General features: G+C 67.6%; 15 protein-coding genes, 2 tRNA genes and 1 pseudogene. 15 read left to right on the top strand and 3 right to left on the bottom strand.

Features of this window, described 5'->3' with window-relative positions:
- Positions 1-11 precede the first annotated feature (11 nt).
- Together coaE and JOE67_RS02155 are read left to right on the top strand one after the other, a co-directional pair.
- A complete protein-coding gene (coaE, locus tag JOE67_RS02160) occupies positions 12-614 on the top strand; it encodes a dephospho-CoA kinase (protein WP_204973924.1) in 603 nt (200 codons plus the stop codon).
- Positions 611-1,393: a GNAT family N-acetyltransferase gene (locus JOE67_RS02155; RefSeq protein WP_204973922.1), complete on the top strand. Its 783-nt coding sequence runs from the start codon at positions 611-613 to the stop codon at positions 1,391-1,393. Before coaE ends, JOE67_RS02155 begins: the two co-directional genes overlap by 4 nt.
- Here JOE67_RS02155 and JOE67_RS02150 read toward each other — a convergent pair.
- Positions 1,366-1,986: a DUF4126 family protein gene (locus JOE67_RS02150; protein ID WP_204973920.1), complete on the bottom strand. Its 621-nt coding sequence runs from the start codon at positions 1,984-1,986 to the stop codon at positions 1,366-1,368. The genes JOE67_RS02155 and JOE67_RS02150 overlap by 28 nt on opposite strands.
- Positions 1,987-2,063: 77 nt before the next feature.
- On the opposite strand from JOE67_RS02150, the gene uvrB reads away from it, so the two are divergent.
- Positions 2,064-4,133, top strand: coding sequence for an excinuclease ABC subunit UvrB (gene uvrB / locus JOE67_RS02145; protein WP_204973918.1), 2,070 nt, complete (start codon positions 2,064-2,066; stop codon positions 4,131-4,133).
- A gap of 39 nt (positions 4,134-4,172) precedes the next feature.
- On the opposite strand, the gene JOE67_RS02140 is transcribed toward uvrB, so the two are convergent.
- Positions 4,173-4,415: a hypothetical protein gene (locus JOE67_RS02140; RefSeq protein ID WP_204973916.1), complete on the bottom strand. Its 243-nt coding sequence runs from the start codon at positions 4,413-4,415 to the stop codon at positions 4,173-4,175.
- 43 nt (positions 4,416-4,458) lie between these two features.
- Here JOE67_RS02140 and JOE67_RS02135 point away from each other — a divergent pair, with 43 nt between their 5' ends.
- The 11 genes and pseudogenes from JOE67_RS02135 (at position 4,459) to JOE67_RS02085 (ending at position 16,382) form a co-directional block, all read left to right on the top strand.
- A complete protein-coding gene (locus JOE67_RS02135; protein ID WP_204973914.1) occupies positions 4,459-4,902 on the top strand; it encodes a MarR family winged helix-turn-helix transcriptional regulator in 444 nt (147 codons plus the stop codon).
- Positions 4,903-5,002: 100 nt separating this feature from the next.
- Entirely contained in the window at positions 5,003-7,894 is a 2,892-nt protein-coding gene (gene uvrA / locus JOE67_RS02130; protein WP_204973913.1) for an excinuclease ABC subunit UvrA, read from the top strand.
- Positions 7,894-9,780: an excinuclease ABC subunit UvrC gene (gene uvrC, locus JOE67_RS02125; RefSeq protein ID WP_204973911.1), complete on the top strand. Its 1,887-nt coding sequence runs from the start codon at positions 7,894-7,896 to the stop codon at positions 9,778-9,780. Before uvrA ends, uvrC begins: the two co-directional genes overlap by 1 nt.
- Positions 9,781-9,807: 27 nt before the next feature.
- Positions 9,808-10,681 (top strand): annotated as a pseudogene (gene rapZ, locus JOE67_RS02120) (RNase adapter RapZ).
- Positions 10,682-10,788: 107 nt separating this feature from the next.
- Positions 10,789-11,781 carry a DNA-binding protein WhiA gene (gene whiA, locus JOE67_RS02115; RefSeq protein WP_204973909.1) on the top strand — a complete coding sequence of 331 codons (993 nt, stop codon included), beginning with the start codon at positions 10,789-10,791 and terminating at the stop codon, positions 11,779-11,781.
- 157 nt (positions 11,782-11,938) lie between these two features.
- On the top strand, positions 11,939-12,565 hold the full coding sequence (locus JOE67_RS02110) for a superoxide dismutase (RefSeq protein WP_204973907.1): 627 nt from the start codon (positions 11,939-11,941) through the stop codon (positions 12,563-12,565).
- Positions 12,566-12,665: 100 nt separating this feature from the next.
- Complete coding sequence (gap, locus tag JOE67_RS02105) at positions 12,666-13,676, top strand: type I glyceraldehyde-3-phosphate dehydrogenase (protein WP_204973905.1); 1,011 nt, start codon at positions 12,666-12,668, stop codon at positions 13,674-13,676.
- 3 nt (positions 13,677-13,679) lie between these two features.
- Positions 13,680-14,894, top strand: a complete 1,215-nt coding sequence (locus JOE67_RS02100; protein ID WP_204973903.1) for a phosphoglycerate kinase — start codon at positions 13,680-13,682, stop codon at positions 14,892-14,894.
- Entirely contained in the window at positions 14,885-15,697 is an 813-nt protein-coding gene (tpiA, locus tag JOE67_RS02095; protein ID WP_204973901.1) for a triose-phosphate isomerase, read from the top strand. Before JOE67_RS02100 ends, tpiA begins: the two co-directional genes overlap by 10 nt.
- A gap of 80 nt (positions 15,698-15,777) precedes the next feature.
- On the top strand, positions 15,778-16,026 hold the full coding sequence (secG, locus tag JOE67_RS02090) for a preprotein translocase subunit SecG (RefSeq protein WP_101186835.1): 249 nt from the start codon (positions 15,778-15,780) through the stop codon (positions 16,024-16,026).
- A complete protein-coding gene (locus JOE67_RS02085; protein WP_204973899.1) occupies positions 16,026-16,382 on the top strand; it encodes an RNA polymerase-binding protein RbpA in 357 nt (118 codons plus the stop codon). Before secG ends, JOE67_RS02085 begins: the two co-directional genes overlap by 1 nt.
- A gap of 119 nt (positions 16,383-16,501) precedes the next feature.
- Here JOE67_RS02085 and JOE67_RS02080 read toward each other — a convergent pair.
- Positions 16,502-16,572, bottom strand: a tRNA-Gly gene (locus tag JOE67_RS02080).
- Positions 16,573-16,702: 130 nt separating this feature from the next.
- On the opposite strand from JOE67_RS02080, the gene JOE67_RS02075 reads away from it, so the two are divergent.
- Positions 16,703-16,779, top strand: a tRNA-Pro gene (locus JOE67_RS02075).
- The last annotated feature ends 53 nt before the right edge of the window (positions 16,780-16,832 follow it).

Below are 16,832 nucleotides of genomic sequence, written 5' to 3'. Positions count from 1 at the left end.
AGGATGGGTGAATGCCACTCATCGCACTCACCGGGGGCATCGCCTCGGGAAAGTCGACCGTAGCCGCCCGTCTCGCCGAGCACGGTGCGACCGTCATCGACGCTGACACGATCGTGCGCGAGGTGCAGCAGCCCGGCGGCGCGGTGCTGGACGCCATCGTCGCGGAGTTCGGCCGGGAGATGCTCGCCGCCGACGGCGCACTGGACCGCGCGGCCCTCGGAGCCCGCGTTTTCGGAGACGACGAGGCTCTGCAGCGGCTGAACGCGATCGTGCATCCGGCCGTGCGCGCGGAGTCGCACCGGCGCTTTGCGGAGGCACTCTCCGCCGACCCCGCCTCGGTCGTCGTGTACGACGTGCCCCTGCTGGTGGAGGCGAGGGTCGACGACCCCTGGGATCTCATCGTGGTCGCCGACGCACCCGCTGAAGAACGTGTGCGTCGGATGGTTCAGCTTCGGGGGATGAACGAGGAAGACGCGCGCCGCCGCATCGGCGCCCAGGTGTCGGACGAGGAGCGTCGCGCGATCGCGGATGTCGTGATCGACACCTCCGGAAGCATGGACCGAACGCTCGCGCAGGTCGACGCGCTCTGGACCTCGCTGGCACCGCGAGCATGATCGCGGATTACCTGGCGGCCTATGACAGTCAGCTGCGCGGTCGGTCCGAGGCGGCGCACGCAGTCGACGCTGTCGAGTTCGGACCGCTGCTGCTGGCCGAGTTCGACGGCGGAAGGGGCTTCATCAGCGGCCGTGACCTGGACCTGACCGACCTCGGAGGGCTCGTCGACGCCGCGCTGGAGCATTTCACGTCCCGCCCCGGCATCCGATCGGTCGAGTGGAAGACCCGGGCGCATGACCCTGCGCCCGGGCTGGCCGACGCGCTGATGGCGCGCGGTTTCCAGCCTGAGGACACCGAGTCGATCATGGTCGGCGAGGCCGCCCTGCTCGTGCAGGATGTGTCGCTTCCCGACGGAGTCGAGTTGCGTCGTGCCACGACTGACGACGAGGTGCTCGCCATGGAGCGGATGCAGGGACTCGTCTTCGGCGACCGTGATTGGCGCTCGCGCGCGGACGCCACGCTAAGACGGCTGCGCGTCGACGACTCTCTGCAGCTATGGACGGCTGTCGCCGGGGCGGAGGTCATCAGTGCTGGACGCCTCGAACCCGTCGAGAACACGGAGCTCGCGGGGCTGTGGGGCGGTGCAACGCTGCCTGAGTGGCGAGGGCGCGGCATCTACCGCGCGCTGACAGCTGAACGCGCCCGAGCGGCGCTGGCTCTGGGTAGGCGCTACCTGCAGTCGGACTCGACAGAGTTCTCGCGACCCATCCTGGAGCGGGCGGGACTGGTGCGCGTGTCGACCACCACGCCCTATGTCTGGACGCCGCTGCCCGGCTGACGCGGGATCCGCTCGCGTCGCCGTCGGGCGGTACGGCGGACGATCAGCACGGCAGCCACGATCAGGCCGATCAGCAGAAGCAGCGCGAGCACGGGGACGACGATCGCGGCGGCGGCGAGTGCGAAGGACGCGCCGTCCTCGACGGTGCTGAGGACAGGGGCGGCGAGGCCCGCCGTCGCCGTGTTCGCGGCGAGTCGCCCCGTCGCCTTGACGACGTGCACGATCAGGGCGATCACGATTCCCGCGACGATGGGCGCCCAGGTGCTCTCGGAGAAGAAGGCGGACGGGTCGTCCACGGCCACGGTCTGCGCGCTCGCACCCGCTCCGAAGGCGATGCCGCCTGATGCCGGACGAAGGATGCTCTGCACGATGTCGTTGACAGAGTCGAGCGCCGGGATCTTGTCTGCGACGATCTCGAGCACAAGCAGAGCGCCGACGATCCAGAGTGCGATGTCGCTCGACAGCCAGGACCAGCCTCCGGGGAGATCGACCGCCGGAAGCAGCCGGTCGGACAGGCCGAGAAGGAAGAGGGGCATCCAGGCGTTCAGCCCCGCGCTGGCGGCGAGGCTGCTGCCGATGATGAACTCGATCACGGTCACACTCTAGGCCGGGCCGGACGGGATGCGCCGAGGCCGCCCTCGATGTCGGAGGGTGCTCGTAGGCTGGAGAGATGCAACCCACGCGCAGCGTCCGCCCCTTCGAGGTCGTCAGCGAGTACATGCCGGCCGGCGACCAGCCGCAGGCCATCGCGCAGCTCGCGGCGCGCATCAACGCCGGTGAGACCGATGTCGTGCTGCTCGGCGCGACCGGTACGGGAAAGTCCGCGACGACGGCGTGGCTCATCGAGCAGGTCCAGCGCCCGACGCTGGTCATGGCGCACAACAAGACGCTGGCGGCCCAGCTTGCGAACGAGTTCCGCGAGCTCATGCCGAACAACGCGATCGAGTACTTCGTCTCGTACTACGACTACTACCAGCCCGAGGCATACGTGCCCCAGACCGACACCTTCATCGAGAAGGACTCCTCGGTCAACGCCGAGGTGGAGCGTCTGCGGCATTCCACGACGAACTCGCTGCTCAGCCGCCGAGACGTCGTCGTGGTCTCGACCGTCTCGTGCATCTACGGCCTCGGCGCGCCCGAGGAGTACCTGCGTGCCATGGTCGCGCTGCAGGTGGGGGAGCGGTACGACCGCGACGCTCTGATCCGCCAGTTCATCGCCATGCAGTACAACCGCAACGACGTCGACTTCTCGCGCGGCAACTTCCGTGTGCGAGGAGACACGATCGAGATCATCCCGGTGTACGAAGAGCACGCGATCCGCATCGAGCTGTTCGGCGACGAGATCGAGGCTCTGTATTCTCTGCACCCGCTCACCGGCGAGGTCATCGCCAAGCTCGACTCCGTGCCGATCTTCCCGGCATCGCACTATGTGGCGGGCACCGACGTGGTGCAGCGTGCCATCGGCACCATCGAGCACGAGCTCGAACAGCGGCTGGCCGAACTGGAGCGCCAGGGCAAGCTGCTCGAGGCGCAGCGGCTGCGCATGCGCACGACGTTCGACATCGAGATGCTGCAGCAGCTCGGCTTCTGCTCGGGCATCGAGAACTACTCGCGCCATATGGACGGACGTGCTCCTGGCGAGCCGCCGCACACGCTGCTCGACTTCTTCCCCGACGACTTCCTGCTGGTGATCGACGAGTCGCACGTGACCGTGCCGCAGATCGGCGCGATGTACGAGGGCGACGCCTCGCGCAAGCGCACGCTCGTCGAGCACGGCTTCCGCCTGCCCAGCGCGATGGACAACCGTCCTCTGCGCTGGGACGAGTTCAAGAACCGGATCGGCCAGACCGTCTACCTGTCGGCCACCCCTGGCAAGTACGAGATGGGCATCGCCGATGGCGTGGTCGAGCAGATCATCCGCCCGACCGGGCTCGTCGACCCCGAGATCATCGTGAAGCCGTCCAAGGGCCAGATCGACGATCTGCTCGAGGAGATCCGCCTGCGGGTCGAACGCGACGAGCGCGTGCTGGTCACGACGCTCACGAAGAAGATGGCCGAGGAACTGACGGACTTCCTGGGCGAGCATGGCGTGCGGGTGCGCTATCTGCACTCGGACGTCGACACTCTCCGCCGCGTCGAACTGCTCAGCGAGCTGCGTGCGGGCGTCTACGACGTGCTCGTCGGCATCAACCTGCTTCGGGAGGGCCTCGACCTTCCCGAGGTGTCGCTCGTCGCGATCCTCGACGCCGACAAGGAGGGCTTCCTGCGCTCGGGCACGTCGCTGATCCAGACCATCGGCCGTGCGGCGCGAAACGTCTCTGGCCAGGTGCACATGTACGCCGACAACATGACGGATTCGATGGCGAAAGCCATCGAGGAGACCGACCGACGTCGCGAGAAGCAGATCGCCTACAACAAAGCGAACGGTATCGACCCGCAGCCGCTGCGCAAGCGGATCGCCGACATCACCGAGGTGCTCGCACGCGAGGCCGCCGACACGGCTGACATGCGGTCGGCGCGAAACAAGAGCGGCAAGGGCAAGTCGCCCACGCCGAACCTGCGACGCACGGGCATCGCGGCTGAGGGTGCCACGCAGCTCGAGGACACGATCGCCGACCTGTCCGATCAGATGCTGGCGGCCGCCAGCGAGCTGAAGTTCGAGCTGGCAGCCCGTCTGCGCGATGAGGTGCAGGACCTGAAGAAGGAGCTGCGGGCGATGGAGCGCGCCGGGCACGCCTGAACGTCGCTCATCCGCGAGTGCGGTCCTGCTGATCCTGCGTCAGGGGCAGTGCATCAGCGGCTTAGGTCCGCTTCGGTCGATCGTGTGCTGATTCATCGGCGCGCCGCACAGCGGGCAGGCGCGCTCAGCGCGCTCTTCGGCGCTGGGCGGAAGCGTGGGCTCGTAGGGCCCGACCGAAGCAGGTCCGGCGAAGCGAATCAGGTTCGAGTTGAACCAGGCGTACAGTCCGCCGGCCTCTCGGATGCGCGTGCGAAGCGGGACGTGGTCGGGATCCTTTGCCATATCTTTAGTGTACTAAATATCTGTGCTCGAATAGACTCGGATCATGACAAGCGATGACGACCTCCTGCGGCTCGAGAACCAGCTCTGCTTCGCGATGGTCACCGCAGCCCGCAACGTCGTCGCCGTCTACCGGCCCATTCTCGAGCCGCTCGGACTGACGCATCCGCAGTACCTCGTCATGCTCGCTCTGTGGGAGCGCGCGCCCCGTTCCCTCACCGATCTCGCGGCTGATCTGGCTCTCGAGCCTGCGAGCGCCTCCCCGCTCGTGAAGCGGCTCGAGAAGGACGGACTCGTCGAACGCGCACGCAGCGCCACCGACGAGCGCCGCCTCGACATCACCCTCACCGCGGAGGGACGGGCTCTGCGCGAGAGGGCCGTCGACGTGCCGCGGGCTGTGATGGCCGCGGTCGGCACGGGAATCGACGAGGTCGCGTCGCTGCGCGACGCGCTCAAGCCGTTCGCCGGGCGCGCCACCCCCGTCGGCTGAGGGTCCCCGCAGCCGTCGGCCGGTGCTCTCCGCACCGTCAGTGCGTTCGCCCTCGGCTGATGCGGAGCCCGGTGTCGGTGGCCGCTCCTAGACTTGGACGGTGCCCATCGTTCCTGTCGCCTCCTCCGCAAAACTGAGTGTCCGCGGTGCCCGCGTGCACAATCTGAAGAACGTCGACATCGACATCCCACGCGACTCGCTTGTCGTGTTCACCGGCCTCTCGGGGTCGGGGAAGTCAAGCCTCGCGTTCGACACGATCTTCGCGGAGGGGCAGCGTCGCTACGTCGAGTCGCTGAGTGCGTACGCGCGACAGTTCCTCGGCCAGGTCGACCGTCCCGATGTCGACTTCATCGAGGGACTCAGCCCAGCCGTGTCGATCGACCAGAAGTCGACCAACCGCAACCCGCGGTCGACGGTGGGCACGATCACCGAGATCCACGACTACATGCGTCTGCTGTGGGCGCGCATCGGCATCCCTCACTGCCCCGAGTGCGGCGAGCGGATCCAGCGCCAGACGGTGCAGCAGATCGCCGACCAGCTGGTCGAGCTGCCGGAGCGCACGCGCTACCAGATCGTCGCGCCGGTCGTCACGCAGAAGAAAGGCGAATTCGTCGATCTCTTCAAAGAGCTCGGCGCCAAGGGATACTCGCGCGCGATCGTCGACGGCGAGCTCGTGCAGCTGGCTGAGCCGCCGAAGCTGAAGAAGAGCTACAAGCACGACATCGCGGTCGTCGTCGACCGCCTCGTGGCGTCCGGCGACATCCTGGGGCGCGTGACCGACTCGGTCGAGACGGCGCTTGGCCTCGCCGGCGGCGTCATGCAGGTCAACTTCGTTGACGAAGAGGGCGATGCCGCCTGGCAGTCGTTCTCCGAGAAGCTCGCGTGTCCCAACGGCCACGCGATCACGCTCACCGAGATCGAGCCGCGCACGTTCTCGTTCAACGCGCCCTTCGGGGCGTGCCCTGCGTGCGCCGGTCTGGGCACCCGCATGTCGGTCGACGTGGACCTCATGCTCGGCGATGAGGAGCTGTCGATCCGTGAAGGCGTCATCCTGCCGTGGACGACGCAGGGCAAGGGCCTGTTCCAGTACTACGAGCGGCTGCTCGAGGGCTTGGCGCGTGACCTCGACTTCTCGCTCGACACCCCGTGGAACCAGCTGCACTCCGATGTGCGGGAGGCTGTGCTCCGCGGCGACAACTACAAGGTCAGCGTCAAGTGGAAGAACCGCTACGGACGCGAGATGCGATACACCTCGGGCTTCGAGGGAGTCGTGCCCTACATCGAGCGCCAGTACCTGCAGGCCGAGTCCGACACGCAGCGAGGCCGCTGGGGCGAGTACCTCCGCGAGGTGCCGTGCCCGGTGTGCGACGGCGCGCGGCTCAAGCCCGAGGTGCTCGCCGTGAAGGTGCACGGGCACTCGATCGCCGAGGTGTCGAGCCTCAGCCTCGCCGACGCCAGTACCTTCATGCACGAGCTCGAGCTCACCGAGCGCGAGGCGAAGATCGCCGCGCAGGTCCTGCGAGAGATCAGACTGCGCCTGGAGTTCCTGCTGCAGGTCGGCCTGTCGTACCTGAACCTCGGCCGGTCAGCGGGATCGCTGTCGGGTGGCGAGGCTCAGCGCATCCGCCTGGCGACGCAGATCGGCTCCGGTCTGACAGGCGTGCTGTACGTGCTCGACGAGCCGTCGATCGGCCTGCACCAGCGCGACAACCGTCGTCTCATCGAGACCCTGGTGCGTCTGCGTGATCTCGGCAACACGCTGATCGTCGTCGAGCACGACGAAGAGACGATCGAGGCCGCAGACTGGGTGGTCGACATCGGACCGGGCGCCGGAGTAGGCGGCGGTGAGGTCGTTCATTCCGGTCCGTACTCGGCGCTGCTGGCCGAGACGGGATCGATGACCGGCGATTACCTCGCAGGCCGTCGTGAGATCGCCACGCCCGCGAAGCGCCGCAAGATCGACAAGAAGCGGATGCTGAGTGTCGTCGGCGCCCGCGCGAACAACCTCAGGAACGTCACCGCCGACTTCCCCCTCGGCGTCCTCACCGCCGTCACCGGAGTCAGCGGCTCGGGCAAATCGTCGCTGGTGAACGACATCCTGTACCAGGTGCTCGCGGGCCGGCTCAACGGCGCCCGCACCGTGCCGGGCAAGCACACGCGCGTCACCGGCCTCGACAACCTCGATAAGGTCGTGCACGTCGACCAGGCGCCGATCGGCCGCACCCCGCGGTCGAACCCCGCCACGTACACAGGCGTGTTCGACCGCATCCGCACCCTGTTCAGCGAGACGCCCGAGGCGAAGGTGCGCGGCTACCAGCCGGGTCGCTTCAGCTTCAACGTCAAGGGCGGTCGCTGCGACGCGTGCTCGGGCGACGGCACGATCAAGATCGAGATGAACTTCCTGCCCGATGTCTACGTCGACTGCGAGGTCTGCCACGGCAAGCGGTACAACCGAGACACGCTCGCGGTGCATTACAAGGGCAAGAACATCGCCGAGGTGCTCGAGATGCCGATCGCCGAGGCGGCCGAGTTCTTCGAGCCGATCCAGGCGATCCACCGTTACATGAAGACTCTGGTCGACGTGGGTCTCGGCTACGTGCGCCTCGGTCAGGCAGCGACCACGCTGTCGGGAGGCGAGGCGCAGCGCGTCAAGCTGGCCACCGAGCTCCAGCGCCGCAGCAACGGCCGCAGCATCTATGTGCTGGACGAGCCGACCACCGGGCTGCACTTCGAAGATGTGCGCAAGCTGCTCGAGGTGCTGAACGGCCTCGTCGACAAGGGCAATACCGTCATCGTCATCGAGCACAACCTCGACGTCATCAAGTCGGCGGACTGGGTCATCGACCTCGGGCCCGAAGGCGGCTCGGGCGGTGGTCAGATCCTCGCCGCCGGCACACCGGAGCAGATCGCCGAGGTCGAGGAGAGTCACACCGGCGCCTTCCTCGCCGAGATCCTCGGGCAGGAGCCCGGAGCGAGGCGCAAGGCCGGCTGATGGCCGATGTGCTCCCGTACAAACCGCGGCCGGGGGAGATCCCGACCGATCCGGGGGTGTACCGCTTCCGCGACGCCGACGGCCGCGTGCTCTACGTCGGCAAGGCGAAGAACCTCCGTCAGCGGCTGTCGAACTATTTCGCGCCATTGCGCACCCTGCACGAGCGCACCCGGCGGATGGTCACCACGGCGGCGTCGGTCGAGTGGACGGTCGTGGCGACCGACGTCGACTCGCTGCAGCTCGAGTACATGTGGATCAAGGAGTTCGATCCGCCGTTCAACGTGCGCTACCGCGATGACAAGTCGTATCCGTTCATGGCCATCACCCTCGGCGACGAGGCGCCGCGGGTCATGGTCACGCGCAACCGGCGCATCCCAGGGGCCCGCTACTTCGGTCCGTATCCCAAGGTCTGGGCGGTGCACGAGACCATCGACCTGATGGTGAAGGCGTTCCCGATCCGCACGTGCAGCGACTCCAGCTACAGACGCGCGATGCAGACCGGGCGTCCGTGCTTCCCCGGTCAGATCGGCAAGTGCGGCGGGCCGTGCTCGATGACGGTGACGATCGAGGAGCACCGGGCGATGGTCGACGACTTCGTCGCCTTCATGGCCGGGGGAGATGAGCGCTTCACTCGCGACCTCACCAAGCGGATGCTGGCAGCATCTGCAGCGATGGACTACGAGGCCGCCGCGAGATTCCGCGACAAGCTCTCGGCGATCGAAGCCGTGCTCGGCAAGAGCGCGCTCGTCCTCCCATCGGATGAGGACGCCGACCTGTTCGGCATCGCCGAGGACGAGCTCTCGGCTGCCGTGCACCATTTCGTGATCCGCGGCGGTCGTGTCCGCGGTGTGCGGTCGCTCGCTGTCGACAAGGAGCTCGACATCAGCCGTGGCGAGCTCGTCGACCAGATCCTGCAGCGCGTCTACGGCGAATCGGCCGACATCCCTCGCCGGGTGCTCGTGCCGACCCTGCCTGACGACGCCGCCGAGCTCGAGCAGTGGCTGCGCGACCGCCGCGGTCGCCGCGTCGAGATCGCCGTCGCCCAGCGTGGACAGCGCGCCGAGCTCATGCGCACCGCGACACTCAACGCCCAGCAGGCGCTCCTGCGTCACAAGACGCGCAGGACGAGCGATTACGTTGCGCGCACGCAGGCGCTCACCGACCTGCAGGAGGCGCTCGGCATGGACGAGGCGCCGCTGCGCATCGAATGCTTCGACATCTCGCACCTCGGCGGCACGAACGTGGTCGCCTCGATGGTCGTCTTCGAAGACGGCCTGCCGCGGAAGGACCAGTACCGGTCCTTCAACATCGCCGAGACGACCGATGACACCGACTCGATGTACCAGGTGCTGATGCGACGTCTTGCGCGCGTGGACTCGGGCCCGGAGACGGATGAGGATGACGAAGCCGAGGGCAGGCGGCGTCCTCGTTTCGCCTACCGGCCGCAGCTGCTCGTCGTCGACGGCGGCCAGCCGCAGGTGCAGGCGGCGGCTCGCGCCCTGCGTGACAGCGGCCGCACCGAGATAGCGCTGTGCGGCATCGCGAAGCGGCTCGAGGAGATCTGGGTGCCCGATGACGACTTCCCTGTCATCCTGCCGCGCACAAGCGAAGCGCTCTACCTCGTGCAGCGGCTGCGTGACGAGGCGCACCGCTTCGCGATCACGCACCAGCGCAAGCGCCGCCGGCGCGACATCCAGTCGGTCCTCAAGGAGATCCCTGGACTCGGCGACGCGAGGATCAAGGCGCTGCTCACGCACTTCGGCTCGGTGACCGCGCTCCGGGCGTCCAGCCCTGAGCAGATCAGCGAGGTCGCCGGCATAGGCCCCGTGCTCGCAGCGACGATCCATGCGCACCTGGCGGGCGGGCTCGCCCCTGCGACTCGCTAGGCTGGTGCAGGGAAGGGAGCACACACCATGACGGCCGCACAAGAGGGCGAGTTCCTGATCGTCACGGGGATGTCGGGAGCCGGTCGCACGACCGCGGCGAACGCGCTCGAAGACCTCGGCTGGTACGTGGTCGACAATCTCCCTCCTCAGATCCTGCGTCCGCTGCTCGAGCTGACCGACATGGGCGGGGGCAACCTGCCCAAGGTGGCTGCCGTCGTGGATGTACGGGGCCCGGGGCCTGTTCGACGAGCTTCCCGAGGTGTACCGTGCCCTGCGCTCCCGCGGCGGCGTCAAGGTGCTGTATCTCGACGCCTCCGACGATGTGCTCGTGCGCCGGTTCGAATCGGTGCGACGCCCGCATCCCCTGCAGGGCGACGGCACGCTGCTCGACGGCATCCGCACCGAGCGTGCCCGTCTCGCCACGATCCGCGAGTCGGCCGACCTGCTGATCGACACGTCGACGCTGAACATCCACCAGCTGGCGATGCAGGTCACCGAGATGTTCTCGGAGGAGGGCACCGCCCGCCACCGCCTCACCATCCTCAGCTTCGGCTTCAAGTACGGCCTTCCGACCGACGTCGACCTCGTCGCCGATATGCGGTTCCTTCCGAACCCGTTCTGGAACGACGAGCTCCGCGACCTCACCGGCCGCGACGACGCAGTGCGCGACTACGTGCTCGGTCTGCCCGGGTCGGCGCAGTTCCTCGACTCGTATGCCGACGCGCTGCGACCGGTTCTTGAGGGCTATCAGCGCGAGAACAAGACGCATTCCACCGTGGCGATCGGCTGCACCGGCGGCAAGCATCGTTCGGTCGCGATGTCTGAGGAGCTGGCCAGACGGCTGGCCGACGTGCCCGGCGTCGCGATCAACGTGCGCCATCGGGATCTCGGGCGCGAGTGACCCGCCTCGGCGTCGGCCCGGACTCGATCGAGTCGGTGCGAAGCCCGTGAGCCTTGTAGGCTAGTCCCTTGCGTCGCGATCCGACGCCAGGATCGTGAGGGAGTCCCGTGGCACTAACCACCGACGTCAAGGCCGAGCTCGTCAGCGTGCGCAACGCACCTCCGACGGTGCGTGTCGCTGAGGTGACGACCATCCTGCGGTTCGCGGGAGGTCTGCACTCCATCGCCGGTCGTGTCGCGGTCGAAGCCGAGGTGGATGCCGAGCTGCTGGCCCGTCGCGTGAGCCGCGATCTCGCCGAGATCTACGGCGTGCGTCCCGAGATCGCGCAGGTCAAGGCCAGCGTCGCCGGCGCAAGCGGAGCGAACAGCGGGGCCCGCTGGGCGGTGCGCGTCATCGCGGCCGGCGAGACCCTCGCACGCCAGACCGGTCTGCTCGACGCTCGTCGTCGCCCCGTCCGCGGGCTTCCGAACCGCCTCACCACCGGCTCCCCGGAGGAGCTGGCCGGTATCTGGCGCGGCGCATTCCTGGCATCCGGATCCCTCAGCGAGCCGGGCCGGTCGGCCATGCTCGAGATCTCGTGCCCGTCCGGGGAGGCCGCCATGGCGCTCGTGGGCGCCGCCCACCGACTCGGTGTAGCAGCGAAGGCCCGCGAGGTGCGTGGCCTGCCTCGTGTGGTCGTGCGCGAGGGCGAGGCCATCCGGGCCATCCTGACGGCGATGGGCGCCCGTCGCACCGCCGTCGCCTGGGAAGAGATGCGTCAGCGCCGTGAGGTGCGCGCCGGCGTCAACCGCCTGGTGAACTTCGACGACGCGAACCTGCGCCGGTCGGCACAGGCCGCCGTCGCGGCGTGCGCGCGCGTGGAGCGCGCGCTCGAGATCCTCGGTGACGACGTCCCCGAGCACCTGCGCACCGCTGGCAGCCTCCGGCTCGCGCACCGCGACGCCAGCCTCGACGAGCTCGGCCACCATGCCGACCCCCCGCTGACGAAGGACGCCGTCGCCGGACGCATCCGCCGTCTGCTGGCGATGGCCGACAAGCGCGCCCAGCAGGAAGGCATCCCTGGCACCGAGGCGGCCGTGCCCGCAGGCCTGGACGGCTGAGAACTCGAGGAGCGGCCGCATCCGTCCGCCATTCGGAACATCCCGCCGCCTGCGGCGTTGTCGTCAGTAGGATGAAAAACGTCTGCTCTGAGAGGCACTTCGGCCTCGCAGAGGATCGGCAAGCGCCGCGGCGCGGCGCGGATTGGATGAAATCGACATGGCGACCTACACGCTCCCCGACCTTCCCTACGACTTCGCGGCTCTGGAACCGCACATCAGCGGCAAGATCATGGAACTGCACCATGACAAGCACCACGCCGCATACGTCGCCGGCGCCAACGCGGCGCTCGACGGTCTTGCCGAGGCCCGCGAGAGCGGCAACCTCGCCAACGTGAACAAGCTCGAGAAGGACCTCGCGTTCAACCTCGGCGGCCACGTCAACCACTCGATCTTCTGGACCAACCTGTCGCCGGAGGGCGGCGGACAGCCCGAGGGCGAGCTCAAGGCCGCCATCGACGAGTTCTTCGGCTCGTTCGAGAAGTTCCAGGCGCACTTCGCCGCTGCAGCCGCTGGTATCCAGGGCTCTGGCTGGGCCGTGCTGAGCTGGGACCCGATCGGCGCACGCCTGATCATCCAGCAGCTGTTCGACCAGCAGTCGAACACCGCGCAGGGCACGGTGCCCCTGTTCCAGCTCGACATGTGGGAGCACGCCTTCTACCTCGACTACCTCAACGTGAAGGCCGATTACATCAAGGCCGCATGGAACATCGCGAACTGGGAGAACGTCGCGTCACGCTTCGAAATCGCGCGCGAGAAGACCTCCGGTCTGCTGGTACTGTCGTAAAAGACCGGCGTCCTGATGGGCGTCTGGCCCATCAGGACGCCGTTGTCCGCGCTTTCCGCAAGAAATACGTATTTCCTTGAGTAAGAACCAGGAGACTTTCGTGTCTGTCAAGATCGGTATCAACGGCTTCGGTCGTATCGGACGTAATTTCCTTCGTGCGGCTCTCGCACAGAACGCTGACCTCGAGATCGTCGCGGTCAACGACCTCACCGACAACGCCGCTCTGGCACACCTCCTGAAGTACGACTCCGTCGGTGGTCCCCTCGGCGTCGAGGTCACCTACGAGGGCGACGTGATCACGGTCGGCGGCAAGGCCATCAAGGTCTTCGAAGAGCGCGACCCCGCCGCTCTCCCGTGGGGCGAGCTCGGCGTCGACATCGTGATCGAGTCGACCGGTCGCTTCACCAAGGCCGCGGACGCCTCCAAGCACATCGCCGGAGGTGCCAAGAAGGTCATCATCTCGGCGCCCGGCACCGACGTCGACGGAACCTTCGTGGTGGGCGTGAACGAGGACACCTACGACTCCGCCACGATGAACGTCATCTCGAACGCATCGTGCACCACCAACTGCCTCGCCCCGCTCGCGAAGGTCTTCAACGACAAGTTCGGCATCGAGCGCGGATTCATGATGACGGCGCACGCCTACACCGCCGACCAGAACCTCCAGGACGGCCCGCACAGCGACCTTCGCCGCGCGCGCGCAGCCGCGGTCAACATCGTCCCCGCGTCGACCGGCGCCGCCAAGGCCATCGGCCTCGTGCTCCCGGAGCTCAACGGCAAGCTCAGCGGCTCGTCGTACCGCGTGCCGGTTCCCACCGGCTCGATCGTCGATCTCACGATCATCGCCGAGCGCGACGATCTGACCGTCGAAGAGATCAACGCCGCCTACCGTGAGGCCGCAGCCGAGGGCCGTCTCGAGGGCATCCTCCAGTACACCGAGGACCCGATCGTCTCGAGCGACATCCAGCTCAACCCGCACTCCTCGATCTTCGATTCCGAGCTCACCAACGTCAGCGGCAACCTCGTCAAGGTGTCGAGCTGGTACGACAACGAGTGGGGCTACTCGAACCGTCTCGTCGACCTGACCGAGTACGTGGCCGAGCGTCTCTGAACCATGGCGCTGCGCACTCTCGATTCACTGGGTTCCCTCTCGGGCAAGCGGGTCATCGTCCGCTGCGACCTGAACGTCCCGCTGCGGGACGGCGTCATCACGGATGACGGTCGCGTACGGGCATCGCTGCCGACCCTCAAGGCCCTCGCCGATGCGGGCGCACGCGTCATCGTGTGCTCGCACCTCGGGCGCCCGGACGGCGCGCCCGACCCCCAGTACAGTCTCGAGCCGGTCGCGCAGCGGCTGTCGGAGCTGCTCACCGTGCCTGTCGCCTTCGCGACGGACACGGTGGGCGACTCGGCACGCGACACCGTCGCGGGTCTCGGGGACGGCGAGATCGCCGTTCTCGAGAACCTGCGCTTCAACCCGGGCGAGACCTCAAAGGACGACGCGACCCGCGAGGCATTCGCCGCCGAGCTCGCCGAGCTCGGCGATGCGCTCGTCTCCGATGGCTTCGGTGTCGTGCACCGCAAGCAGGCCAGCGTCTACGATCTCGCGGACCTGCTGCCCTCGGCTGCGGGTCTTCTCATCGCCGCCGAGCTCGATGTGCTCGACCGGCTCACCGAGAACCCCCAGCGGCCCTACACGGTCGTGCTCGGCGGATCGAAGGTCAGCGACAAGCTCGGCGTGATCTCTCACCTGCTGCCTCGCGTCGACCGTCTGCTGATCGGCGGAGGCATGCTGTTCACCTTCCTGGCCGCAGAGGGACACGCCGTGGCATCCAGTCTTCTCGAGAAGGACCAGCTCGAGACCGTGCGCGGCTACATCGCAGAAGCGAAGGAGCGCGGCGTCGAGCTCGTGCTCCCGACGGACGTCGTGGTCGCCTCCGGCTTCGCGGCGGACGCAGACCACGAGACCGTCGCGGCGGATGCCATCGAGCAGAGCTCGTTCGGTGCATCCGGAATCGGACTGGACATCGGACCCGACACGGCGGCAGTGTTCGCCCAGGCTGTGCGCGAGTCGAAGACGGTCTTCTGGAACGGCCCGATGGGTGTGTTCGAGTTCCCCGCGTTCGCCGCCGGCACGAAGGCTGTCGCGCAGGCGCTCACCGAGGTCGATGGCCTCGGAGTCGTCGGCGGTGGCGACTCAGCCGCGGCCGTGCGCCAGCTCGGGTTCTCGGACGATCAGTTCGGCCACATCTCGACGGGCGGAGGCGCCAGCCTCGAGTTCCTCGAGGGCAAGAAGCTACCGGGCCTGACGGTCCTCGGATGGGAGTGAACTCCGTGACCACTGCGAAGACTCGCCGCACGCCGCTGATCGCGGGCAACTGGAAGATGAACCTCGACCACCTCCAGGCCGTCGCAACGGTGCAGAAGCTGCACTGGACGCTGAAGGATGCCGGTCATGAGGGCGATTCGGTGGAGGTGGCGGTCTTCCCTCCCTTCACCGACATCCGCAGCGTGCAGACGCTCATCGACGCCGACAAGATCCCGTTCGCGCTCGGCGCGCAGGATCTCTCCGCGCACGATTCGGGCGCCTACACCGGCGAGGTGTCGGGTGCATTCCTCGCGAAGCTGAACGTGGGCTACGTGATCATCGGCCACTCCGAGCGCCGTGAGTACCACCGCGAAGACGACGCGATCGTGAACGCCAAGGTGAAGGCCGCGCTCAAGCACGGCCTGGTGCCCGTGATCTGCGTCGGCGAGACCGCTGAGGATCTCGAGGAGTTCGGCGCGAGCGCCGTGCCCGCGGGCCAGCTCGAGAAGGCGCTGGACGGCGTTCCGGCGTCGGCCGACATCGTCGTGGCGTACGAGCCGGTCTGGGCGATCGGCTCTGGGCAGGCGGCCACGCCCGCCCAGGCGCAGGACGTCTGCGCGGCGCTGCGCGGCGTCCTCGCGAAGACGCTCGACGAGGACGCTGCCGCGCGCACGCGGGTGCTGTACGGCGGATCGGTGAAGTCCTCCAACATCGCGAGCTTCATGCGCGAGCCCGACGTCGATGGCGCTCTGGTCGGCGGTGCGAGCCTGGTCGTGGACGAATTCGCGGCGATCGTGCGCTTCCAGAAGCACGTCGGCGTGTGAGTCGGGACGGGGCGCGTGAGCGCCTCGTCCTATAATTGACCGCTAGGCGGGCCTATCGGCCCCGGCGAAAGGCTTTCCCCGTGCAGGTTCTCGAGTTCGTTCTGCAGGTGCTCACTGGCATCACCAGTGTGCTGCTGACGCTCCTCATTCTTCTTCACAAGGGCCGCGGTGGCGGCCTCTCCGATATGTTCGGCGGCGGCATGTCCGCTGCGGTGGGCTCGTCAGGCCTCGCCGAGCGCAACCTCAACCGATTCACGATCGTTCTCGCGCTGATCTGGTTCATCTCGATCGTCGCGCTCGGTCTCATCACGAAGTTCCAGGTGATCTGATGGCTACCGGAGGAAATGCGATCCGCGGCACCCGAGTCGGCTCAGGGCCGATGGGGGAGCAGGACCACGGCTACCACGCCGACCGCATCGCCGTCTCGTACTGGGACGGCCTGGGCAACGAGACCGTCCGCTACTTCGCGGCGGGCCTGCCCGACGAGGAGATCCCCGAGACGATCGACCACCCGCAGAGCGGACTGCCCGCGGGCCGCGACCGTGAGAACCCGCCGGCGCTCGCGAAGGCGGAGCCCTACAAGACGCACCTCGCATACGTGAAGGAGCGCCGCACGGACGAAGAGGCCGAGCAGCTGCTCGAAGACGCGCTCACGCAGCTTCGCGAGCGCCGCGGCGGACGCTGAGACCTGACATGAAGAACCCCCGGAGCCATCTGCTCCGGGGGTTCTTCATGTTCCGCGGGGGATCCGGTGCCGTGCATGCGAAGAAGGCCCCCACCTCGCGGTGGGGGCCTTCTGATCGGAGGGGATGACGGGAATCGAACCCGCGTCATTAGTTTGGAAGACTAAGGCTTTACCATTAAGCTACATCCCCGCGTTTCCGGGGGCCTGTCGCCCTCTCGGATGCTCCGTCGAGCGAAGCACCTCGTCAAGCATAGCGGACGGAGAGACGTGTTCTGTCCGTTAGACTCGTCAGGGCCGTTCCCGTGTGCGCGGGTTCAAGCCGGGGCGTAGCTCAGCTTGGTAGAGCGCCCGCTTTGGGAGCGGGAGGTCGCAGGTTCAAATCCTGTCGCCCCGACCACGGCCCGAAGACTTGCGCCGTTCGCGCGGAAACCACAAGGAGAACACACCAGC

It is taken from the genome of Microbacterium esteraromaticum, assembly GCF_016907315.1.
GTDB classification, from domain to species: Bacteria; Actinomycetota; Actinomycetes; order Actinomycetales; family Microbacteriaceae; genus Microbacterium; species Microbacterium esteraromaticum.
This window is presented reverse-complemented; position numbering and strand designations above follow the sequence as displayed.